Origin of the sequence: Paraeggerthella hongkongensis (genome assembly GCF_003726035.1) — a bacterium.
Classification (GTDB): domain Bacteria; phylum Actinomycetota; class Coriobacteriia; order Coriobacteriales; family Eggerthellaceae; genus Paraeggerthella; species Paraeggerthella hongkongensis.
In genome coordinates, this window is the sequence record NZ_QICD01000004.1 from 25,350 (window position 1) to 48,230 (window position 22,881).

Here is a 22,881-nt window from a genome sequence, read left to right on the forward strand (position 1 = left end):
CCGCCCTTTCGGACGGCGGAAACTTTTATTCCCAAGCGGTCCGTCCAGCAGCAGCTTTTTTGCCGATGTCGGTTCGGAATTGTTTGCCTTCAAAATTGATATAGTCGCACGCTTCGTACGCCTTTTCGCGGGCTTCGTCGAACGAATCGCCCAAAGCCACTACGTTGAGAACACGTCCGCCTGCGGTAACAAGTTCTTCGTCGTAGTTCTTGGCAGTACCAGCATGGAATACGGTAACGCCCTCTATGGCTTCGGCTTCGTCGACGCCAAGGATGACCTTTCCTTTTTCGTACGATCCGGGATAGCCTTCGCTCGCCAAAACCACGCACACCGCCCACTGCTCGGACCAGCGCAAGACAATGTCGTCCGGACGACCTTCGGCAACAGCCATCATGATATCTACCAGGTCGGTTTCCAGACGCGGCAGAACCACTTGCGTCTCAGGATCACCGAAACGAGCGTTGAACTCGATGATCTTAGGACCTTCCGGCGTCAGCATGAAACCGCCGTACAAAACGCCGCGATAGTCATGGGCAAACGGCGCGCGGGCTGTAGCAGCGGCTGCCGTCTCCATGATCTGATGCATAGCGGCCAGTTCTTCAGGAGTAACGATGGGCACCGGCGAGTACACGCCCATGCCGCCCGTGTTAGGGCCGCGGTCGCCATCGAACGCGCGCTTATGATCCTGCGCGGTGGTCATGCAGTGAGCCTTGCCGTTGCTGACGAACGCAAGCAACGAGCACTCGGGGCCCGTCAGGCATTCTTCGATGAGCACGGTGGAGCCGGCATCGCCGAACGCGCCGTCGAAGCAGGAACGAACAGCATCCTCTGCGGTTTCCAGGTCGTCGGCAACGACAACGCCCTTGCCCGCCGCCAAGCCATCCGCCTTGACAACGATGGGAGCGCCCAATTCGCGAACGTAAGCAAGCGCCTCGTCCAAGTTCGTGAAGCTGCCGTAACGAGCCGTCGGAATGCCGTTGGCTTGCATGAATTCCTTGCTGTAGGTTTTGCTGCCCTCCAGCAAGGCTCCTTGAGCATCGGGCCCGAACGTAGCCACGCCCGCTTCGCGCAGAACGTCCGCCACGCCGGCGACCAAAGGAGCTTCGGGGCCGATGACAACCAGGTCAATCGCATGCTCCCGCACGAACGCCAGCACGGCATTCGCATCCTCGGGATTCAGCCCGGCAACGTTCTGAGCAACGGCATCGGTTCCGCCGTTGCCAGGAGCTACGTACAGCCGATCGGCGCGAGGGGACTTCGCCAAGGCCCACGTGATGGCATCTTCGCGACCGCCGCCGCCCAACACCAGGATGTTCACATTCGTTCCTTTCATCAACCAACGCGTTTCACGTGAAACGCTCGAAAATCGAAAGCCTGAGAAGCTACGCGCGATCCCAGCCGCGCATGATGGTTTGGTCGCGATCGGGACCCACCGCGATGATGCTGATGGGAACGCCGACGATGCGCTCAAGGTACTCGACGTAGCGCTGCGCCGTTTCCGGCAGGTCCTCGAAGGTACGGCATCCGGTGATATCGACGTCCTTCCAACCGGGAAGCTCTTCGTACACCGGCTTCGCATGGAACAGAACGCTCTGCTGCATGGGGAAGTAATCGTAAACCTTGCCGTCGCACTCGTACGCCGTGCACACCTTGATAGTATCGAATGCGCTCAAAACGTCAAGCTTGGTCAGCGCCACATCGGTCAGGCCGTTAACCTCGGCCGCATAGCGCGCGATAACTGCATCGAACCAGCCGCAGCGGCGCTTGCGGCCCGTAGTCACGCCGAACTCGTGACCGACAGCGCACATAAGCTCGCCGGTCTCGGCTTCCTCGCCTACGCCGCCATCTTCGGGAAAGCGCTGCTCGGTGGGGAAGGGGCCGCCGCCGACGCGCGTGATGTACGCCTTTTGAATACCCAAAACGCGATCGATGGCCGTAGGGCCAACGCCCGTTCCGGTTGCCGCACCACCGGCGCAGCACGAAGAGGAAGTCACGTAAGGATATGTTCCGTGATCGATGTCGAGCAGCGTGCCTTGCGCGCCCTCGAACAGGATGGACTTGCCCGCGCGCACGGCCTCGTTCAGCAGCTGCGCCGTTTCAGCCATATACGGTTTGAGAATACGAGCATACGGCAGGTACTCTTCGCAGATTTCCTCCACCGTGTACGTATGCAGACCGTAGATCTTCTCCAGAACGGGGTTCTTTTGAGCAAGCACCGCTTCAAGCTTCAGGCGGAAGATCTTCTCGTCCAACAGGTCCTGGATGCGAATGCCCTTGCGAGCAACCTTATCCTGATAGCAGGGACCGATGCCGCGCTTCGTGGTGCCGATCTTGTTTTCACCGAGACGCTTTTCGTCGGCGCCGTCGAAGTCTTTGTGGTAAGGCATGATAACGTGCGCATCGCACGAAATCTTGAGGTTCTTGCAGGAAATGCCCTCGGCCTCCAGCATAGCCATCTCTTTGATGAGCACGCCCGGGTCGACGACAACGCCGTTGCCGATAACCGGCACTGCGTTCTCGTACATGACGCCGGAAGGCATAAGATGAAGAGCCAGTTTCCTGCTACCGTGGATAACAGTGTGGCCGGCATTGTTTCCGCCCTGGTAGCGAACCACGTAGTCATATTCGCTCGCGATGAGGTCAGTGATTTTGCCTTTGCCTTCGTCGCCCCATTGGGCACCGATCAGAACCGTGCTGGGCATGTGCGTGAGTCCTTTCAACGCCCCGGTTTCATCATGCGGGGCAGTCCCGTAACAACCCTTGCATTATAGTATAGTTGCGCGTTCGGCCCCGCGCTTCCTCCGTCTTTATCGAGAAACCCCATCGAATGGGCCCTTATCAGCCGCATAACCAAGAAACAGGCCGGAGTTCAGGGCAAATTACAACTCCACCTTGTTCAAGGTTGGCTCAACGGCGCGCAAGGCCTTGACCACTTCCTCATGGCAGGTGAACAGAAGCACCTGTCGCATACGCGCAAGCTCCACAAGGGCGCGCGCCGCTCCGGCACGACGTTCCGAATCGAAGTTGACCAGGATGTCGTCAGCCAGGATGGGTATTGAGCGGCCAACGTTGTCAGCCGTCATCAGCAAAGCAATACGCAAGGCAAGGTAGAGCTGCTGACACGTCCCCAACGACAGATGAAGGGGGTCTCGGGCGGTTTTGACTGCGTCAACCACCTGCAACCGCCCCTCGGCGGTCATGGCCACCTTAACCCATGTGCCATCGGTCATAACGGAAAGCAAGCGACTTGCCTGGCGATACACTTCAGGCTGGCTCTTGCTCTCCCAAGCACCGATAGCCGTTTCGAGCATGCGTTTCGCCAAAAGCAGGCGCGCATATTCGCGGGAGCTCTCATCGATACGCGTCTTCACTTCTTCCGCTTGCAGCTTGAGCGCGTCGAATTCCTTTTCTTTGACGGCATGGGACAGCTCTTGCTTCAGTTCGCCGTACCGGCGGTTCAAATGCTCGCTTGTTTCCAACAGGCCGCTGCGCTGCTGCACCTTTTGAACCAAAGCAGCATCAAGCGCTTCCACGGTTCGCTCAGCACGCGAGTCTATACGCTCGAACAGGCGCTTGCGCTGACGCTTCGCGAGAGCCAAGCTTTCTTCAAGTGAACTGCGCCGCGACACAAGGGCCTGCTGCCGCTGTCGATACAGGTTGGATTCGGCGCGGGCGTCCTTCGCCTCGTCCAACAACGTACGAGCGCGGCGAAGCGAACCCTGCGCCTCTTCCAGCCCAGCTGAATCAAGTTGAGCGCGCGCTTCCCGGCGAAACGACTCCCTGCTTTCCACGCATGCTTCAAGCTTCTTCTTATCCTGCAGCATAACCCACTGCGCATCTTGAAGGCGCTCTTCCTTTGCGTCGGCCTTCTTATCAGGTCGAAACAGCATCACCATCGCAGCCAAAGCCAACATGATGGCGAAAACGATCAAGCCTATGCCGCCAACGGTGAACGAAAGACTGGTTATCTCTCGACCGTGGATGAAAAGCGGTACTCCGGAAAGCATGAACAAGAGCGGCAGCGCGATGGACAGCACGATCTGCGTTGCGCGCTGGCGGCGCATTACCCCCTGCACCGACGTTGCATCCTCAGACTCAAGCAGTACTTCGTACGAAGCCTTCGAAGTGGAAAAGTTATCCTGGGCGAGATCAACGGCATGCTCGAACTTTGCCTCGTCGACTGCCAAGGACTCGATCTTATCCCGCAACGCACGGTCTTCCGTTGTCGTCAAGCGAACGAGCGCGGCCGAATCCCCTCGCTCGCGCAGACGATGCTCCAGTCGCAGCGTTTCTTCTTCGGTCCTTAAAGAGGCAATCTTATCCTCCAGATCGTCCATCTCCTGGTCGATCTTTTCCACGCTGGCGCGACAAGCCGTCAACGCCTCTATATCGGAGTTAAGCGAGTCCAGGCGCGCAAGCAGCTGGTCCCGTTGCGGTGCAAGGTCGTGAAACTCTTTGTCCTGACGCTTGAACCGCTCAACCGTCTCAGCGGCGCAAGACAGTTTTTCACGCAGCTCGTCCTGCTGGATACCTAGGCTGAACAGGGAATGTTCGATGCCAGCGGCGCGCGAGGTGTATTCAGCCAGACGGTTCTGGATCAATGAACGAGCATGGGCGGGAGAGGCTCCGGTTCCCGACCCTGCCGTTAACAGCTTCGCCGTAACGTCCGATGTGTTCCTGAGCGTGCGAAGTTCATCGCTTGTAAGCGAGAACATGGTCTGAAACGTTTCCTTGTCGATATCGGATACCAATGCAGCATCGCCTTGAAGCCCGTCGGCGTTACGACCACGCGAGAGTTCGATTTCGTTTCCGCCAGCCTGAAAGAACAAGGACCCGGCGCGTTCGGCATTCGCAGGCTTGTACGTGTTGCGCATACCGCGCGCGTCTTCCCATCCGAACAAAACGCCGCCGACAAACGAAGCCAAGGTTGTTTTACCTGATTCGTTTCGGCCGAATATCACGTTGAGACCCGGCGTCAACGGCCCCACCGCCATATTGGAAAACGCGCCGAAGGACGCTATTTTCACGCGCTCAAGATAAGGTCTGGTCATCGGTCCTCCCCTTGAGAGAGAAGATCGAGCACAAGGTTTTCGGCTTCTGCGGACAGCTCGTCGACAAGCCGCGTGCAAGCACTGGGCAGCTGCATGCCCTTCGCAAGGAATTCCTCTTGAAGATATGCTATTTCATCGTCGGGATTCGAGCGTTGAGCATCGGCAACTTGAAGAAACACCGCGGGGAACAGCCCCTCCCGGCGCAACGCATCTTTGTCGCGCGGCTCCACCGTTGCGTCAAGCAGCGCGTCGCAGAAAAACGCCGGATACGAATCGTTCAGGTGCTTTCGCAGGTCAGCGCGTATATCATCGCGTTCGAGCATAGCATGAAGATGTGTTGACCCTACCAATGAAATGCGCGAAACCATTTCCTCACAGTGAGCTTTTCCGTTTTCGCGAAACAGCTCGCGCATGATTTTATCGGTTACTGCCGGAAGGTTCGCGCAATCGGAAACATCCACCCGCATGCGCTGCCACACGACGCTTGCCGTGGGAATAGGCTCTATCGTATTCCGCGCGCCCTCCGCAAGCGTAACGTGATAGATTCCGCGCTCGCCCGTCTCGTTGATATCGCGACCCTGAATGCAACCGGAAAACACCAGGCGAGGATCTTCGAAAGACGGGTAGGCGTACCGAAGGTGGATATGTCCTAGCGCCCAGTAATCCATCCCTGCGTTCATGAGAGTTGATGTAGCAACGGGCGCTTTCAGATTATCGAGATTGAGCCCCGTATGCAAAACCCCTACCGCGAACGGAGCCCTGGCAACTTCAGGATATCTTTGAACAAGCGCCTCTTCAGCAACGCGACGCGTCACACCCTCGGCAATGCACTCGTCAGCCGGCCATGTTTGGTTGTAATATCCGCGGCCCCCTATAATGCAAAGAGGACGGCCATCGCGCTCGTACAGGGCGAATCCCGGGCGATCGCCCGGCAACATGACCGCATTCGAAGGAAGCGAGAAGCTGTCGTGCTGCCACGAGGTATACGGATCATGGTTTCCCGTTATCAGGTAAACGGGTATACCCGCTTCCTCAAGCCTGCGCAAGCCAGCGAAAAAGTGCAGGTAGTCGCCGTACGAAGGACGGGCGTTATCGAAAATATCGCCCGCCATCACCACAAAATCGACCTCGCGAGCAAGAGCGGCCTCTATCACGCGGTCGTACGCTTCCGACAAAGCCGTGAGCAGGCGAGTTGCCCACGCATCAGAAAGCGCGCGTAACCCGCGAAACGGCGCGCCAAGATGAAGATCGGCGGCGTGAATGAATGTCAGACGTTCGGTCATGCAAGCAGTGTACCTCGAATGCCTGCGACAAGGGAATTACATATAGCCGCCCGCGCGTGAATCGTCGATGAAATCCATGAAGCGCGTAAACTCGGCATTGAAAGCCAGAGGGATGTCGCGCGTAGGACCGTTACGGTGCTTCGCCACAATCAACTGGGCGGTGCCCAGGTCGGGACGATCTTCGCTTTCAGCCTCAATCTCGTCCATGCTTCGGTCGATGAAGGCAACAATATCGGCGTCCTGCTCGATCGAGCCCGATTCTCGCAGGTCGGAAAGCATCGGGCGTTTCTTGCCGCGCATTTCGACCGCACGGGACAACTGCGACAGAGCGATAACGGGCATGTCCATTTCTTTTGCGAGAACCTTCAAACCTCGGGAGATCTCGCCAACCTCGACGGCTCGGTTGCCATCGGCGCGCGCTTTAGGCGGCTGCATGAGCTGCAGGTAGTCGACGATGATCAACCCTTTTTCGGCGTTCCGCAACTCTCGGCGCGCTTTTGCGCGCAACTCGAGGATAGAAAGTGCCGGCGTGTCGTCGATGTACATTTTCAGATTGGAAAGCTTGCTCGAAGCTTCAACGATGGCGCTCCAGTCAGAATCTTGCAACTTGCCCGAGCGCACGTTCGCAAGACCCACGCGGGCCTCGGCGCACAAAATACGCTGGACCAACTGAGACCCGCTCATTTCCAGGGACAGAAACGCAACCGTCGCGCCCAGCTTGGCGGCATTCGTTGCAAGGTTCAATGCGAACGATGTTTTACCCACGCCGGGTCGGGCGGCAAGAATGACCAAGTCTCCGCCGCGGAAGCCGTGGAACAGGTCGTCAACGTCCTTGAACCCCGATGCAACGCCAGCGATACCACCATCTTGAGCGGCTATTTCCTGGATCTCCTCGAACGCATCGACCAGCAAGGTATCGATGCCGGTGAACGCCGACGAGACGCGCTGCTCGGTAACGTTGAACAGCGTTTTCTCGGCCTCTTCTACCACAACGCCCAAATCGTCGGGAGCATCGTAGGCAAGGGCCGTGATAGACGCCGATGCGCGGATCAAGTCGCGCAAAATAGACGTGCGCTTGACGATTTCGACATGGTTCTGCCAATTGGTAAGAGCGAACGTATTGTCCGCAAGCTCGATCAGGTACGGTTTTCCGCCGACGGCTTCAAGCTGCCCCAAACCCTTCAAGTTGTCAGCCAGCGAGATATGGTCAATGGGGATATGCCGGGCGTACAAATCGAGCATCGATTCGAAGATACGCTGATGGGAAGCGCGGTAAAAGTTCGTGGGAACAAGTTTCGCAGCAACTTCCTCGATAGCTTCCTGCGTCAGGATACACGCAGCCAACACAGACTTCTCCGCTTCGATATTCTGAGGTTCAAGGCGACGGCGATCTTCGACGCGTTCGTCCTCAGGAGCAAAATCCGGGCTGTAGGGTGCAATGGGACCTGACATGAAATCTATCCTTTCAAAGGTATCGGCTCCCTATGATACCCCAAGCATTCCCCCAGGTCATCAGTAATTTCTATGAGCCAGAAACACCTAGTTTCGTTATCCACCGCAGTAAAAGAAACCCCTTTGCCCGCTATCAGGGGCAAAGGGGTTTTCCTCAAGTTTCCACAGAGTCTTGCTGTGGAAAACTATTTTTCAAGCAGGCTGCAATCGCTATTCAGCGGACTCGGCAGCTTCCTCGACAACCTCCTCGGCGGGAGCGGCTTCTTCAGCCACTTCCTCAACCACGGTCTCTTCGACAGCAGCCGCGTCGCCAACGAACAGCTTCACAGTGGTCTTGATTTCGCGGTACAGGGAGATCTGAACCTCGTGGTCGCCAGCCGTCTTGATGGCATGACCCAGCGCGATGCGGCGCTTGTCAACATCAACGTCGGTCGCAGCCTTGATGGAGTCGGCGATCATCTGAGCGGTAACGGAACCGAACAGCTGACCCTCTTCGCCAACCTTGGCCTCAACCTTGACGACGGAGCCTTCGAGCTTGGCTTTCACAGCGTTAGCATCGGCAATGCGATTTTCCTCGCGCTTGGCAATGTTGTGCTTGCGCTGCTCGAGCTGCTTGAGGTTGCCCTTCGTGGCCAGGATGGCCAGCTTGTTCGGCAACAGGTAGTTGTTGGCAAAACCGGGAGCCACGTCGACGACGTCGCCCTCACCGCCCTTGCCCTTCAATTCTTGGAGCAGGATGACTTTCATGGTTCCTCCTAGCGCCTAGCGGCTGCGACGGTCGCCGCGACCGCTGATGGCGGGAACCGCATAGGGCATCAGAGCCATCTCGCGAGCGCGCTTCACAGCGTTCGCGATGTCACGCTGGTGCTGGGTGCAGGCACCCGTCACGCGGCGCGGCTTGATCTTCCCGCGGTCGGTAACGAACTTACGCAGCATCTGAGTATCTTTGTAGTCGATGAACTGCGAGTCCTCCTTGCAGAACTGGCAGAACTTGCGACGCGGCTGCTTCGCGTAATCGGACATTTCAATAACCTCTTTCGTATCGCTTAAAACGGGATGTCTTCGTCATAAACCGAAGAAGAGGCATCAACCACCGGAGCGGCCATTGCGGGAGCAGCTGCCGGCGCGGAGTACCCGCCGCCCATGCCGCCGCCGTATGACGAATCGCTGTTTCGGCTGGACATGAATTCCAGCTCGTCAACGATCACTTCGATCTTGCTGCGCTTCTGTCCGTCGCGCTCCCACTGGCTCCAACGGAGCTTGCCTTCGATGGACACCTTCGTGCCCTTGCTCAGGAATCGCGACAGGCTGTCGGCGCGTGCGCCGAACATCGTGCAGTCGATGAAGTTCGGGTAATCCTCCCATTCGCCGGTCTGCTGGTTCTTGCGACGATCGTTGACCGCCACGCCGAAACCCAGAACCGGAAGCCCGCTCGCAGTGGAGCGAAGCTCGGGATCGCGCGTCAGATTTCCGCTGATGATCACTCGGTTAATGCTCATGGTGTCTTCCTCTTCTCATGACGGGTACCGGGTTTCGAACCGGGACCCTGCGTCGTATCCTTAATCGCGATCGGTGCGCTTGACGATCATGTGACGGACTACAGCATCGGTGATGCGCAGAACACGATCGAGTTCGGCAACGTCAGCGGGATCGGCGTGGAAGTCGATGAGAGTGTAGTCACCATCGGTCAGACCGTTGATCTCGTAAGCGAGTTTACGCTTGCCCCAGTTGTCGACGTTGTCAACCGTACCATTAGCATCGGAGATCGTGGTCTCGATACGCTTCATAACATTGGCGCGGATTTCTTCGTCGATAGACGGAGCGACAAAAAACAGCAATTCATAAGCCTTCATCAGCTCACCTCCTTTGGACTGTACGGCCCCGGGCTGTGAAGGCGTTAACCGGGGCAGGAATTAGCCTTGCTAGTTTAGCAAAGGAGAAACGAGTTTTCCGTCACAACTCGCAGTATTCCGCCACTACATCGTTTCGCCACACTTCACAACCGTCGCGTTTGCCCAAACATCATTGTCGAACACGTTAAGGACATGATACCAAGGCAATCTAGCCAACACATGACGTGCGTCCAGCGCGCAGATATCTTCGATTCACCCAAATCTTACACGGATCTAGCTTCCGTATGGTCTTATTCTGTTCCGAATCTAGTGCCGCGCTCGCTCAAACCTTGCACGGATCTAGTAAGAATCTACACCGATTCTAGCATAGGAGGTCAGAGGCGTAAAAAACCGCGGCCCTTTGCAGGCCGCGGCAATTAATTCAAACAAGATGTTCAGGGGAAAACGATTTACTCGGCAACGTCTTCCTCAAGGTATTTCTCTTCGATATCTTCATCGGTGTAGGAATCGGCATCCTGAAGCGCGATCATGAAGTTGGGAGCTTCGCCAATATAAGCCGGCTCCTCCTCGAATTTCACCTCTCCGTCTTCGGAAGTCTCGTACAGGTATCCCACGGCGTATCCGGCGTCTTCGCCAGGAATGCCGCCTTCGGCGATCAAAGCGTCCTTCACGCCATCGTCCACCTCGATGTAACCGTCGTAGCACAGAGCGTACGCCGCCGCGCCGCGAGCATGCTCCACGGTGTGACGCGCAAAGTTGAAGCACTCCTCAGCAGACTCGCCAGGATGATTCTCCAGGAACAGGTTCTCTTTCACCACCAAGGCCGTAAAAGGAATAACCTCGGATCCTTGGGCCAGTTTCTCTTTAGCCTCCTCAAGCGAGAACAGCAGAACCTTTTCCAGGGTTTCAGGAATCTCGGGAACCTCTACGTCAGCGCTCTCGACCATGCGATCAGCCATAACCTCGTCCTTTCAATGAAACGCTCGTATCTTTTCTCAAGCGTGTCTCATAACGGCAATACCGTTTTTCGTTGCGTTCAGTGTAGAGCTTGCCGACCCTAACGCGCATGACTGGTAGTGGTATGCGTTGTATCTTCAGAATTTTCAGGCTTACGCGCAGGCTCTTTTGTTTCACGTGAAACGAAGGCGATGTCCGCATCGAATCACATGCATAATGAAAACTGAGAGTTGAGCACCTAAAAAAACCCTGCACCACCGAAGCAATGCAGGGTACTTTGCTTTTGAAACGGTGCACCTTAGTGGCAGCTGCAACGATGGGCTTTGCGGCCCTTCTTTTTCCCGTTGATGCCCTTATCCTTCATGGACAGAATAAGCTTCTCGGTGATCGCGTTCAACTGAGCGACCTCTTCTTCGCTCAGGCAAGACAGGATTTCATCAGCTGTTTTATCCTGCGCGACAACGCGCTTCTGGGCAACAGCGCGGCCTTCGTCGGTCAGCTTGACTGCATAGGTGCGCTCGCCGTCCGCATCCTCGATGGTCGCGTATCCGTTGCGAACCGCCTTCTTCACGATATCTTTAAGCTCGCTGCGACTCATGCCCATTACGCCTACCAGATCGCGCTGGGTTGCTCCGTCGTTTTCGATCAAGGCATTCAACAGTGCGCCCTGACCGCGTTTATAGCTTTTCGGACCGTTCTTATGAAATCCCAGGCGCGTAAGCTTGCTGGCTTTCTTCAGTTGGTTCAACGTCATAGTAGCTTGATTCATAGGTATTCCTTCTGCATTTTATTGATTTCCGTATGACAGAAGCTACTATACCGCTTGTTTTTTAACCGCTTATATTATTCATAAATTTATCGTGATTAATAGTTTTCGCTGATTATAAGCAGTATTTATATTATTCACGAATAAGTATTTATCAGTTTCTTAACACCTTCTCCAAAGGTTTCCCTTTTGCCAGTTCGTCAACTAGCTTGTCCATGCGGCGGATGCTCCTCATAAGCGGATCCTCTATGGCTTCGACGCGTACGCCGCACACGACGCCGGTTACCTTGTCGGCGCAAGGGTTGATCTGCGGTGCCTGCTTGAAAAACGCGGCAAGGTCGGTGTCGTCGCGCGCCTTTTCCTGCAACTCTTCCTGACCGTATCCCGTCAGCCAACGAATCGCCTCGTCAAGCTCTGTTTTCGAGCGTCCCTTTCGCTCTACTTTTTGAAGGTAAAGCGGGTAGACGCGGGAAAACGGCATGGAAAACACCTTCGAAGGATCTTTGCTCATGTCATTCACGCTCCTGCACGGTTACATGAACCGTGTCGCCGATATCCTTGCCAAGTTCGCTGCGTATGCCTTTCAATATGCCCACTATATAGCAAACAGAGCCGTCTTCATTTTTCACTCCCATGTTAACGATGCTCCCATCGTAGGGAACCCCGTCGAACGTAGCATGAACCTTGACGCGGCCTTTTCCAAACTCTTGGCGCACCTCGTAAGGAAACGGAACGTACGCGCCGCCTTTTCGAATTTCAGACGAACGAATAACCGCATCATATTCGTATACCGTAGGATTCGCGTTGCTCCTTGCTTCGAGCATCCGAACGAACAAGGAACATGATAAAACAAAAAGCGCCCGAAGGCGCTTGTTTGAAAACTGGCGGAGGAGGAGGGATTCGAACCCTCGTCACCGGGGTTGCCGGTGAAACGGTTTTCGAGACCGCCGCATTCAACCACTCTGCCACCCCTCCGCTTGGGGTGTCGAGGCTATGCCCCGTACTGCAAACGCGCCCTTAAAGGGCGCGGAATTAATCTGGCGGAGAGATAGGGATTCGAACCCTAGGTACTCTTTTGGAGCACACACGATTTCCAATCGTGCACCTTCGGCCAGCTCGGTCATCTCTCCGCTTCATGGAATTGCATACCCGAATCGAAATCAGGTCGTGCAGCGAGTATGTAGTATACAACAGCCCTTACGTCCCCACAAGCAATAAATTTCACCTTCATGAGCTTCCCAACCACAGCCCTCGTCAATTCAAACCCAAGCAACCGTGCGGAGAAACCTTCGCTCAACAAGCACGGTGCCTCGCCTGAAAATCACGACGCATTACCGCGTCGCGGCGCGCAGCCGCCGAAAGCAAGCCTTAAAAAACAGCAAGCCGGTCGCACGTAGCGGCCGGCTTGCTCTCAACTCATGAGAAGCAACTATTACGAAGCTTCTGCAGGCTGAGCGGATCCTTCGCTCTTCTGCTCGCCTTCGGAGGAAGCATTGCCAGCATTTCCGGAGTTGCTGGAAGAGTTATCGGCGTTGCCCGCCTGCGCGCTCTGATCGGTGGGATTGCCCGACTTATCGGAAGATTCGTCCGTCTTGTACTTCGTCACGTCCACGTTGTAAGACACATCGGCGGGCATATCGTTGATCTTCACGTCAGACGCCTCGCGCTGCTCATCGACCCACTTCTGGTACGCCTCGGACTGAGCCTGGGACTTTAAAGACTGCTTGATCGTATCCAGCCAGTCGGAAGGAATCTGATCGACGCTGGTGATCTCCACCTTTTCAGTGCCGTCCTCGGCCTTGGTCTTGGGAGCCTCGTACACATCGGTACACTTGATGATATGGATGCCGTACGTACTGCTTACCAAACCGCTCACTTGGTCTTTTTGCAGGGTATTGAGCGCATCTTGATACTCGGTCACCAACTTAGAAGTCTTATCCCAACCAATATCGCCGCCCTTTTCGGCAGAAGCGGTGTCGTGCGAATACTCCTTAGCGGCTTCGGCGAAATCAAGCTCGCCGGAGTTGATCTTGCCCAACACTTCCTGAGCGGTTGCCTCGGCTCCGCTGTCGAACAGGATATGGGAAGAGCGGCGCGCACCATCATAGGCGGTCGCATACATTTGGGCATACTGAAGCTGGTCGGCCTCGCTAGGATCCTCGTCGATGACGAACGATTCCTTCAAGTACTTATCCATGAGCTGCAGTTTGACTTCTGCACGATAGTCGTCTTCAGTCATGCCGGCTTGATCGAGAGCCGCCTGCCACTTCTCATCGCTTTCGTAGTTGCTCTTCATCTGGTCGACGTAGCCATTCACTTCCGCATCATCAACCGTAACGCCGCGATCGGCCGCATGAGCCCTGATAACCTCGCGCGTTACAAACGCATCGATGACCTGCTCTCGGAATTCCGCAGGATTTTTGTCGAGCTGGACAAGATACTTGCCCCAAGAATCCTCGTCGGTCATGCCGTACTGGGTCCTCAGGTTTTCGATGTACTTAGTCACATCGTTTTCGGAAATTTCGACGCCGTTCACCGTGGCTGCCACGCTGTCGGTGCCGGAACCACCCGAGGATCCGTTGCCTCCCGTGCAGCCTGCCAGCCCCCAAACGCACGCAGCGGAGATGCCAACAGCACACACGGTCTTTACAAGATGCAGCTTTTTCATAAGACCCTTCCCTCGAACACGCGTGGTCTTCGCAGATCATCTGCAAATAACCTGCATGTAAAGATACTGGGCCGTATTTTCGCATACGCGCGAAACAGGGTCTCACCTTGCACAAGAAGCCCATGTTCGATTCACAGTCCCCACGCCAGGTTCAGGGAAAACCCTGATATGAAAAGCGCCGCCTCGCATGAGACGGCGCTCGGGACTGCCTTGGCTGAAAACCCTAGTGCTTGTTGGCCTTCTTGCGCTCGGTTGCGGAAAGGATGCGCTTGCGCAGGCGGATGCTCTTCGGGGTGATCTCCACCAGCTCGTCGCCTTCGATGTACTCGAGCGCTTCCTCAAGCGTGAAGGTTTGCGGGGGGGTCAGCTGGATAGCCTTGTCGGCGCCCGACGAACGCTGGTTGCCCAACTGCTTCGACTTGGCGATGTTGACCACCATATCGCCTTCTTTCGCGGACTGGCCCACGATCATGCCCTCGTAGCAATCCTCGCCCGGACCGACGAACAGCTTGCCGCGCTCCTGCAGCGCGTCAAGCGCATACGCAACGCTCTTCTCGGTGGACATGCTGATCAACGAGCCGTTCTTACGTCCGCCGAACTCGCCGCGATACGGCCCGTACTCGCTGAAGTGGTGGAACATGGTGGCTTCGCCGCGCGTGACGTTCAGAAGGCGCGTGCGCAAGCCCATGGTGCCGCGCGAAGGGATCTTGAACACGAGGTGCGTCTGGTCGCCGCGCTGGAACATGTCGGCCATTTCGCCGCCGGCGCTGCCGAACACTTCGATCGCCTTGCCGGCGTACTCGCTCGGCACGTCAACGGTTGCTTCCTCGATCGGCTCAAGCTTGCGTCCCTGCTCGTCCTTCTTGATGAGGACGCGCGGACGGCCCACTTGGAACTCGAACCCTTCGCGGCGCATGGTCTCCATGAGAACCGAAAGGTGCAGCACGCCACGACCGGCCACTTCCACGCCGGACTTGTCCTCAAGCTCCTGGATGCGCATGGAGATGTTGCTCTCCGCCTCGCGCATCAGGCGCTCTTTCAGCTGGCGGGCGCCCACGATGTCGCCCTCGCGACCGACGAGCGGGCTGGAAGAAGCTTCGAACACGATGGCGATGGTGGGCTCTTCCACCTGGATGGGATCGAGGCGGATCGGGTTGTCGCGGCTGGTGACCATGTCGCCGATGTCGGCGTCGTCAACGCCCACCACGGCCACGATATCGCCTGCGTGGACTTCCGGCTTCTCCTTCTTGCCCAGCTCCTCGAAGGTGAACACCTGCTTGATGTTGGTGTTGTAGCGCGTGCCGTCGTTCTTGATGACCAGAACCGGCTCCCCCTTGTGGATAGTGCCGGAGAACAGGCGGCCGACGCCGATGCGGCCGACGAAGCTGGAATGGTCGACCGTGCAGATCTGCAGCGCCACCGGGCCGTTGGGCTCGCAGTCGGGGGAGGGGACTTCGTTGATGACGGTCTCCAGGAGCGGCAGCATGTTCATGTTGTCGTCGGTGGGAGCATAGCGGGCGTAGCCGTTCATGGCGCTGGCGTAGATGACGGGGAAGTCCAGCTGCTCATCGGTCGCCTCAAGCTCAACCATCAGGTCGAACACCTCGTCAACAACTTCTTCGGGACGCGAACCGGGGCGGTCGATCTTGTTGACCACCAAGACGATGCGCAACCCCAGCTCGAGGGCGCGCTTCAGAACGAAACGCGTTTGGGGCATGGGACCTTCGAATGCGTCGACGATCAGCAGGGCACCGTCGGCCATGTTCAGAACGCGCTCGACCTCGCCGCCGAAGTCGGCGTGGCCCGGCGTGTCGATGACGTTGATCTTCACGCCGTCGTAGGTCACGGAGATGTTCTTGGACAGGATGGTGATGCCGCGTTCGCGCTCCTGGTCGTTGCTGTCCAGGACGCGCTCTTCAACCTGCTGGTTCTCGCGAAACACGCCGGACGTGTACAGAAGACGGTCGACGATCGTCGTCTTGCCGTGGTCGACGTGCGCGATGATGGCTACGTTGCGGATATTCTCTTGTTTCACTTTCGCTTCTTTCTCTTATCGATGAAGACGGCTCGCGCGGGCGAACGACCTACTCTTCGTCCAAGTTCTTTGCGAGACGCCGTTCTTCCTTGTTCAATTCGTCGATATGCTCGTTCAGCGTATTGAGCGTTCGCTGAGAGGAAACCACCTGCACGATGCCCCACACCGCCGCAGCGCCGGAAATAGCGGCAACGATGCCGAACAAGCCGAACGGACGCCTGCCCGTTATGAACGCCACGATACCGCCCACGGCCGCCATGGCCATGCCGTTACGGCGTTCGTCAAGAACCACGTCGCGCTGCTTGACCAGCTGAATGCGCGCGGCGGCGATACCCGCCATGCGCGCTTCCGCCTGGCTTCCCGTTGCGTAAACGCGGCCCGAACCGTCTTGCGCGCTGCGACGCGCCGAAGCGCGCGACCCTTTGCCCTTGGTCAGGTACTCGTATGATTCTTGGAGGTTCTTGAATTGCTCGGTGGCCCGCTCTTGAAGCTTCTTGTTGCTGGCGAACCGGTCAGGGTGCAGAATCTGCGCCGTTTCCTTGTAAGCGGTCTTGATGTCCTCAGGCGTCGCGTCCTCGTCAAGACCTAAGATGCGCAGTGCTTCCGTTCGGTTCATAGCTCCCCATGTGCGGTTTTCGAATGCAGCCTTCCGCGAAGGCTTGCGATGGTCGTACGAAAGAAGATTCTACCACGCTCGACGCTTTTTCAAGGAGCGGGGCGGCGCTCTCACAGAATGGACGAATGAAAAAACGGCCTTGCGGCCGTTGAATACATGGTGGAGCATAAGGGGATCGAACCCTTGACCTCAGGCTTGCAAAGCCCGCGCTCTCCCAGCTGAGCTAATGCCCCATGTTTTGAACCCATAAGGTTCCGAACATTAATAAACGCTCCACCGGCTAACTCGGCTCACGGTGGAGCGTTATCGCAAAAAAAATGGTGGGCCCGAATGGATTTGAACCAGCGACCTCACGCTTATCAGGCGTGCGCTCTAACCAACTGAGCTACGGGCCCCAAAAAAGTGCCTGGCTAGTATAACCCACTTTCGAACGATTGGTCAAGCGTCGATTTTCTTAAAATTGAAAATTTTTTATCATGCCTGGTCAATGGTGTAATATGGGCTTTTCAGACACTGATTGAATACGAAACGAGACAGGTCCGGCAACCTGACGAAAGCGATACCGCTATAATCGAGGAAAGGATCGCATCGAAAGCTCTCCTGCGCTTCGATGCTTAGGCGAACCTTGCGAAAAGGAGCATCGATGGTACCCGTCAACATCCAAACCCTGATAGTCTCCGCCGCTCCCACGCCCTCTATCATCGTTTTGCAGCCGATCGAGGAAGCCCCCCAACAAGGCAAGTACCGCATCGTCCCCATCTGGGTCGGTGTGAACGAGGCAACCCAGATGGGCGTTGCGCTTGAGAAAGCGCGATTCTCGCGCCCTATGACGCATGATCTGTTCCTAGACGCGCTCACGAACCTCGACGCCTGCATCGACCACGTGGTCATCAACGACGTGAAGGGCTCGACGTTCTTCGCGCGGCTTGCTCTGCGCCAGCATGACCGGCTGATAGACCTTGACGCCAGGCCGAGCGACGCGCTGGCCTTAGCGGTGCGCCAGAAGGCTCCTATCTACATCGAGGAAGACGTGCTGGAACGCGCATCGTTTCCCTATGTGCTCAAGAACCCGTCAGACGGCGTGGCCGAACACGAACTTGAGGAATTCCGGCAGTTCCTTGAGGGAATTGCTCCCGAAGACTTCGAAGGTTAATGAGACAAAGGGACGGGGTCAATGACTCATTTTCTGGCCTGCGGCCGAAAATGAGTCATTGACCCCGTCCCTTTGTCTCACGCGGGGCTTTGCCTTAGGCGGCACGTGGGACGGCAAACCAAGCAGTGGAAAAGAAGGGGTCGAACCTGTTGCCGGTTCGACCCCTTCTTCAATGTTCAAGCCGTTGAACGGCCTGTTTCCTTAGCGGGAAGCGCGTTCGCGCTAATCCTCGACAGGCGTTTCCTCAGAGGCGGCCGCCGTGTCAGATACCTGCACGTCGGTCGACTCGTCTTCCATGTCGTCGATCTGCGACTCGTCCAGCTCGTCAGCAGAACCCGGCTTCGCGGACTTCTTCTTGCCGCGGCTCGAAATAGCCACTGCGGTCACGCGATCCTTGTCGGCCACCTTCATGACGCACACGCCCTGCGTGGAGCGGCCCAGCTCGGAAATACCCGAAACCGGGGTGCGCACGACCACACCCTCTTCGGACATGATCATGATCTCGTCGTCCGGCCCGACGATCTTCATGGCCGCCAGCAGACCCTTCTTCTCGGTCATGGTGATGGTGAACACGCCTTGACCGCCGCGGTGGTGCTCGGGATACTCGGCGATGGGGGTGCGCTTGCCGTAACCCTTCTCGGTGATGACGAACAGGTCGGTTTCAGGCTGCGCGATCTCCATGCCCAGCACCTTGGCGATAGGCGGCACGTTCATGCCGCGCACGCCCATGGTGTCGCGACCCATGGCGCGCACTTCGCCCTCGTCCCACATGATGGCCTTGCCGGCCGAAGAAACCATGAGCACGCGCTCGCCTTGCGCTACGCGACGCACGCTGATCAGCTCGTCGTTGTCCTTCAGGTTGATGGCAATGAGACCGTCGCGGCGCGTGCGGTCGTACAGCTCCATCGACGTCTTCTTCACCATGCCGTGGGCCGTGGCGAACATCAGGTACTCGTTTTCCGGGAAGTCCTTCGTGGCGATGACGGCGCTGATGGTCTCGCCGCGCTCAAGCGGCAGCAGGTTCACGATAGCCGTGCCGCGCGCGTGACGCGACGCTTCAGGCAGCTCGTAGACCTTCAGGCGGTACACCTTGCCCTTCGTGGAGAAGAACAGCATGTACGAATGCGTGGAGGCGATGAACAGATGCTCCACGTAGTCGTTATCCTTGAGGTTCACGCCCTGCATGCCCTTGCCGCCGCGCTTCTGCTGGCGGTACGTGGCAACCGGGAGGCGCTTCACGTAACCGGACTTCGTAACCGTGACCACCATGTTCTCCTCGGCGATCAGGTCCTCGACGTCCAGATCCTTCGCCGCGTCGGACAGAAGGGTCTTGCGAGGGGTACCGTACTTCTTCTTGACCTCCAGCAGCTCTTCCTTGATGATCTCGCGCACGAGAGCCGGATCGCTCAGAACGCGCTTGTAGTACGCGATGCGCTCGAGCAGCTCGTTCAACTCGCCTTCGATCTTCTCGCGCTCCAAGCCGGTCAGGCGGCGCAGGCGCATCTCCAAGATGGCGTCGGTCTGCTTCTTCGACAACCCGAAGCGCTCGGTCAGGCGCTCGCCGGCCTCTTTGTCGGTTTGGGACGAGCGGATGATGCTGATGACCTCGTCGATGTTGTCGAGCGCGACAATCAAGCCTTCCAGGATATGGGCGCGTTCTTCAGCTTTCGACAACTCGTAGCGCGTACGGCGCACGATGACGTCTTCCTGGTGGGCGATGTAGTAGTGCAGCATTTCTTTGAGAGAAAGGACGCGCGGCACGCCGTCCACCAGCGACAACATGATCACGCCGAAGCCCACCTGCAGCTGCGTGTGCTTGTACAGCTTGTTGAGCACCACCTGCGGGATGGCGTCTTTCTTCAGGTCGATGATGATGTCGATGCCGTGGCGATCGGCGCCGTCGTGGATGTTGCTGATCTCCGGGAGCTTCTTCTCGCGAACCAGCTCGCCCAGCTTCTCCAGCAAGCGCTGGCGGTTCACTTGATAGGGGATCTCGGACACCACGATGGAGCTGCGGCCGTTCTTGCCTTCCTGCACCGAGCACTTCGCGCGCACGGTCAGGGAGCCGCGGCCCGTTTCGTACGCGTCCAGGATGCCCTTTTTGCCCATGATGATGCCGCCGGTGGGGAAGTCCGGGCCGGGAAGCGCCTTCATCAGCTCGGCGGTTTCGATCTCCGGATTGTCCAGCATGAGGCACGTGGCGTCGATGGTCTCGCCCAGGTTATGCGGCGGGATGTTGGTGGCCATGCCCACGGCAATACCCGACGAGCCGTTTACCAGCAGGTTCGGGAATCGAGCTGGAAGAACCGTGGGCTCTTCCAAGCTCTCGTCGTAGTTCGGCTGGAAATCGACCGTTTCCTTGTCAAGGTCGCGCAAAAGCTCCATGGCGGCCTTGTCCAGGCGAGCCTCGGTGTAACGCATGGCGGCGGCGGAGTCGCCGTCGATGGAGCCGAAGTTGCCGTGGCCGTCGATCAGCGGAACGCGCAGCGAGAACGGCTGGGCCAGGCGCACCATGGTGTCGTACACCGCGGAGTCGCCGTGCGGGTGGTACTTGCCGATGACGTCGCCGACCGTACGGGCCGACTTCATGTGCGGGCGGCTGGGCGTGTAGCCGCTTTCGTTCATGGCGTACAGGATGCGGCGATGAACCGGCTTCAAACCGTCGCGCACGTCGGGCAAAGCGCGCGACACGATAACGCTCATGGAGTATTCCAGGAACGAAGTCTGCATCTCTTTGCCCAGGTAAGCGCTCCGCACGATAGTGCCCTCGCCGCCGTTGGCGCCCTCTACAATGGAGCCGTGCGGGTTGCCCATGGACGACGTGTCGATCATCGCGCGCGCCTTGTCCTCCTCGGAAATGCCGACGCCCACGGCGGGCTCTGCGGATTCCTCCGCGGGTTCCGCTTCGGTGTCGGCGTTCTCCTCGGCATCGGCGTCGGCCTCGGCGCGGGCGACCAGCTCGTTGAGCTTATCGTCGCGCTCGTCCGAGCCGTCGATGGAATCGAATTCTTCAGTGTTGTCTGCCACTTGCCTTCTCCTTAGATGTCCAGGAATCGGACGTCGCGGGCGTGCTTCTGGATGAACTCTTTACGCGGTTCCACCAGGTCGCCCATCAGCTCGGACACGACGCGCTCGGCTTCGGCGGCGTCGTCGATGTTCACCTGTAAAAGCGTGCGGGTGGCCGGCTCCATGGTGGTTTCCCACAGCTGCTCGGGGTCCATCTCGCCTAGACCTTTGTAGCGCTGCACGTCGAATTTGTTCGGATCGTCGTACTCGGCCAGCGTCGCGGACAGGGCGGACTCGTCGTAGATGTAGCGCTCGATCTTCGGGTTGCGCGAGTTCTTCTTCTTGAGGCCGAAGATGGGCGGCTGCGCGATGTAGATGTAGCCGCGGTTGATCAGCTCGGGCATGTAGCGATAGAAGAACGTGAGCAGCAGGCAGCGGATGTGCGCGCCGTCGACGTCGGCATCGGTCATGATGATGATGCGGTGGTAGCGCGCCTGGTCAGCGTCGAAATCGTCGCCGATGTTCGTGCCGATGGCCGTGATCAGCGAGCTGATGGTGTCGCTTGAAAGCGAACGATGAAGGCCCGCGCGCTCCACGTTGAGGATCTTTCCGCGCAAGGGCAGGATGGCCTGCGTCTTGCGGTCGCGGGCCTGCTTGGCGGAGCCGCCTGCGGAATCGCCCTCTACAATGAAGATTTCGGACTCGGCCGGGGTTTTCGACGAGCAGTCGGCCAGCTTGCCCGGCAGCGCGAACGAATCCAGCACGCCCTTGCGGCGCGTCATCTCGCGCGCCTTGCGCGCGGCTTCGCGCGCCTTGAGCGCTTGGGTGGCCTTGCCGATGATGCGCTTGGCGGGGGTGGGATTTTCTTCCAGGTACTCGGCCAAGCCCTGCGTGACAGCGTTCTGCACGAGCGGGCGGATCTCGGTGTTGCCGAGCTTCGTCTTCGTCTGCCCCTCGAACTGCGGATCGTGCAGCTTCACCGAGATGACGGCGGCGCAGCCTTCGCGCGTGTCGTCGCCGGAAAGGTTGGAATCCTTCTCCTTGAGAATGCCCTTGTTGCGCGCGTATTCGTTGATGGTGCGCGTGACGGCCTGCTTGAAGCCGTCGAGGTGCGTCCCGCCCTCGTGCGTGTTGATGTTGTTCGCAAACGCCATGACCGAGTTCGTAGAATAGGACGTGGACCACTGCATAGCCACTTCCACCGTGCCGTCGGCATTTTCAGCCTCGAAGTAGATGGGCTTGTTCAGCGTTTCCTTGCCTTCGTTCAAGAACTTCACGAAGTCCACGATACCGCCGGCGAACTGGAACACGTCCGTGCGAGGGTTGCCGTCGGCGTCGGTCACGCGCTCGTCGTGCAGCACGATTTTCAGGCCCTTGTTCAGAAAGGCCATTTCGCGAAAGCGGCTGGCCAGAGTGTCGTAATCGTACACCGTGGTCTCGGTGAAGATCTCAGGATCGGGCCAGAACGTCACCGTAGTACCGGTGTGCTTAGCCGGACCTGTTTCGTGAAGCTTCGTAGCCGTCTTGCCGTGATCGAAATCGATCTCGTACGCCTTGCCGTCGCGGCGCACGCACACGGCAACGCGGCTGGACAGCGCGTTCACAACGGACACGCCTACGCCGTGCAGGCCGCCGGACACCTTATAGCCCTCGCCGCCGAATTTGCCGCCGGCGTGCAAGATGGTGAGAACCACCTCGACTGTAGGGATTTTCTCCTTCGGATGCTTATCCACCGGGATACCGCGACCGTTATCGTCGACCGTGATCGAATTGTCTTCATGAATCGTTACTTCGATCTGGTCGCAGTAACCGGCCAGGGCTTCGTCCACGGCATTGTCGACAACCTCGTACACCAAATGATGAAGGCCACGAGGACCCGTCGAGCCGATATACATGCCCGGACGCTTGCGGACCGCCTCCAGGCCCTCGAGGACCTGAATGTCAGAACCGTCGTAATGGTCAGGTTTCTTTGCCACTGACATGCTCCTTTTGTAGTGCGATGCGTGAGTGAGGCGCGTCGGCGCCAACCTATAAAGTTTAC

The 22,881-nt window shown here is 57.8% G+C and carries 19 protein-coding genes and 4 tRNA genes; 1 reads left to right on the forward strand and 22 read right to left on the reverse strand.

Annotated features, from left to right (window positions below):
* Positions 1–25: 25 nt before the first annotated feature.
* The 20 genes from purD to DMP08_RS03565 form a co-directional block, all read right to left on the reverse strand.
* Positions 26–1,318 (reverse strand): phosphoribosylamine--glycine ligase, encoded by a 1,293-nt coding sequence (gene purD, locus DMP08_RS03470; RefSeq protein ID WP_123191601.1) that lies wholly within the window; start codon positions 1,316–1,318, stop codon positions 26–28.
* Between the two features lie 64 nt (positions 1,319–1,382).
* Positions 1,383–2,702, reverse strand: coding sequence for an adenylosuccinate synthase (locus tag DMP08_RS03475; RefSeq protein WP_114566338.1), 1,320 nt, complete (start codon positions 2,700–2,702; stop codon positions 1,383–1,385).
* A 177-nt stretch (positions 2,703–2,879) separates the two neighbouring features.
* Positions 2,880–5,051, reverse strand: a complete 2,172-nt coding sequence (locus DMP08_RS03480) for an ATP-binding protein (protein WP_123191602.1) — start codon at positions 5,049–5,051, stop codon at positions 2,880–2,882.
* Complete coding sequence (locus DMP08_RS03485; RefSeq protein ID WP_123191603.1) at positions 5,048–6,334, reverse strand: metallophosphoesterase family protein; 1,287 nt, start codon at positions 6,332–6,334, stop codon at positions 5,048–5,050. The genes DMP08_RS03480 and DMP08_RS03485 overlap by 4 nt, the downstream gene beginning before the upstream one ends.
* A 36-nt stretch (positions 6,335–6,370) precedes the next feature.
* Positions 6,371–7,786 carry a replicative DNA helicase gene (gene dnaB, locus DMP08_RS03490; protein ID WP_123191604.1) on the reverse strand — a complete coding sequence of 472 codons (1,416 nt, stop codon included), beginning with the start codon at positions 7,784–7,786 and terminating at the stop codon, positions 6,371–6,373.
* A gap of 210 nt (positions 7,787–7,996) precedes the next feature.
* Positions 7,997–8,533, reverse strand: a complete 537-nt coding sequence (gene rplI / locus DMP08_RS03495; RefSeq protein WP_123191605.1) for a 50S ribosomal protein L9 — start codon at positions 8,531–8,533, stop codon at positions 7,997–7,999.
* A gap of 15 nt (positions 8,534–8,548) precedes the next feature.
* Positions 8,549–8,809, reverse strand: coding sequence for a 30S ribosomal protein S18 (rpsR, locus tag DMP08_RS03500; RefSeq protein WP_114566343.1), 261 nt, complete (start codon positions 8,807–8,809; stop codon positions 8,549–8,551).
* A gap of 23 nt (positions 8,810–8,832) precedes the next feature.
* Positions 8,833–9,285, reverse strand: coding sequence for a single-stranded DNA-binding protein (locus tag DMP08_RS03505; RefSeq protein WP_114566344.1), 453 nt, complete (start codon positions 9,283–9,285; stop codon positions 8,833–8,835).
* A gap of 60 nt (positions 9,286–9,345) precedes the next feature.
* Positions 9,346–9,639 (reverse strand): 30S ribosomal protein S6, encoded by a 294-nt coding sequence (gene rpsF, locus DMP08_RS03510; protein WP_123191606.1) that lies wholly within the window; start codon positions 9,637–9,639, stop codon positions 9,346–9,348.
* Between the two features lie 449 nt (positions 9,640–10,088).
* Entirely contained in the window at positions 10,089–10,598 is a 510-nt protein-coding gene (locus tag DMP08_RS03515) for a hypothetical protein (RefSeq protein ID WP_123191607.1), read from the reverse strand.
* A 296-nt stretch (positions 10,599–10,894) separates the two neighbouring features.
* Entirely contained in the window at positions 10,895–11,365 is a 471-nt protein-coding gene (locus tag DMP08_RS03520) for a MarR family winged helix-turn-helix transcriptional regulator (protein WP_123191608.1), read from the reverse strand.
* Between the two features lie 151 nt (positions 11,366–11,516).
* Complete coding sequence (locus DMP08_RS03525) at positions 11,517–11,873, reverse strand: DUF2200 domain-containing protein (protein ID WP_123191609.1); 357 nt, start codon at positions 11,871–11,873, stop codon at positions 11,517–11,519.
* A 1-nt stretch (position 11,874) separates the two neighbouring features.
* Positions 11,875–12,186, reverse strand: coding sequence for a DUF1905 domain-containing protein (locus tag DMP08_RS12780; RefSeq protein ID WP_123191674.1), 312 nt, complete (start codon positions 12,184–12,186; stop codon positions 11,875–11,877).
* A 58-nt stretch (positions 12,187–12,244) separates the two neighbouring features.
* A tRNA-Ser gene (locus DMP08_RS03535) sits at positions 12,245–12,337 on the reverse strand.
* A gap of 63 nt (positions 12,338–12,400) precedes the next feature.
* Positions 12,401–12,492, reverse strand: a tRNA-Ser gene (locus tag DMP08_RS03540).
* A gap of 302 nt (positions 12,493–12,794) precedes the next feature.
* On the reverse strand, positions 12,795–14,030 hold the full coding sequence (locus DMP08_RS03545; protein ID WP_123191610.1) for a peptidylprolyl isomerase: 1,236 nt from the start codon (positions 14,028–14,030) through the stop codon (positions 12,795–12,797).
* Between the two features lie 223 nt (positions 14,031–14,253).
* Positions 14,254–16,065, reverse strand: a complete 1,812-nt coding sequence (gene typA / locus DMP08_RS03550; protein WP_123191611.1) for a translational GTPase TypA — start codon at positions 16,063–16,065, stop codon at positions 14,254–14,256.
* A gap of 49 nt (positions 16,066–16,114) precedes the next feature.
* Positions 16,115–16,681, reverse strand: coding sequence for a J domain-containing protein (locus DMP08_RS03555; RefSeq protein WP_123191612.1), 567 nt, complete (start codon positions 16,679–16,681; stop codon positions 16,115–16,117).
* A 157-nt stretch (positions 16,682–16,838) separates the two neighbouring features.
* Positions 16,839–16,914: transfer RNA gene (locus DMP08_RS03560), tRNA-Ala, on the reverse strand.
* An 85-nt stretch (positions 16,915–16,999) separates the two neighbouring features.
* Positions 17,000–17,076, reverse strand: a tRNA-Ile gene (locus tag DMP08_RS03565).
* A 248-nt stretch (positions 17,077–17,324) separates the two neighbouring features.
* Here DMP08_RS03565 and DMP08_RS03570 point away from each other — a divergent pair.
* On the forward strand, positions 17,325–17,834 hold the full coding sequence (locus DMP08_RS03570) for a bifunctional nuclease family protein (RefSeq protein ID WP_123191613.1): 510 nt from the start codon (positions 17,325–17,327) through the stop codon (positions 17,832–17,834).
* A 222-nt stretch (positions 17,835–18,056) separates the two neighbouring features.
* On the opposite strand, the gene gyrA is transcribed toward DMP08_RS03570, so the two are convergent.
* A complete protein-coding gene (gene gyrA, locus DMP08_RS03575) occupies positions 18,057–20,648 on the reverse strand; it encodes a DNA gyrase subunit A (RefSeq protein WP_280176545.1) in 2,592 nt (863 codons plus the stop codon).
* 224 nt (positions 20,649–20,872) lie between these two features.
* A complete protein-coding gene (gene gyrB / locus DMP08_RS03580) occupies positions 20,873–22,822 on the reverse strand; it encodes a DNA topoisomerase (ATP-hydrolyzing) subunit B (protein ID WP_181792524.1) in 1,950 nt (649 codons plus the stop codon).
* Between the last annotated feature and the right edge of the window lie 59 nt (positions 22,823–22,881).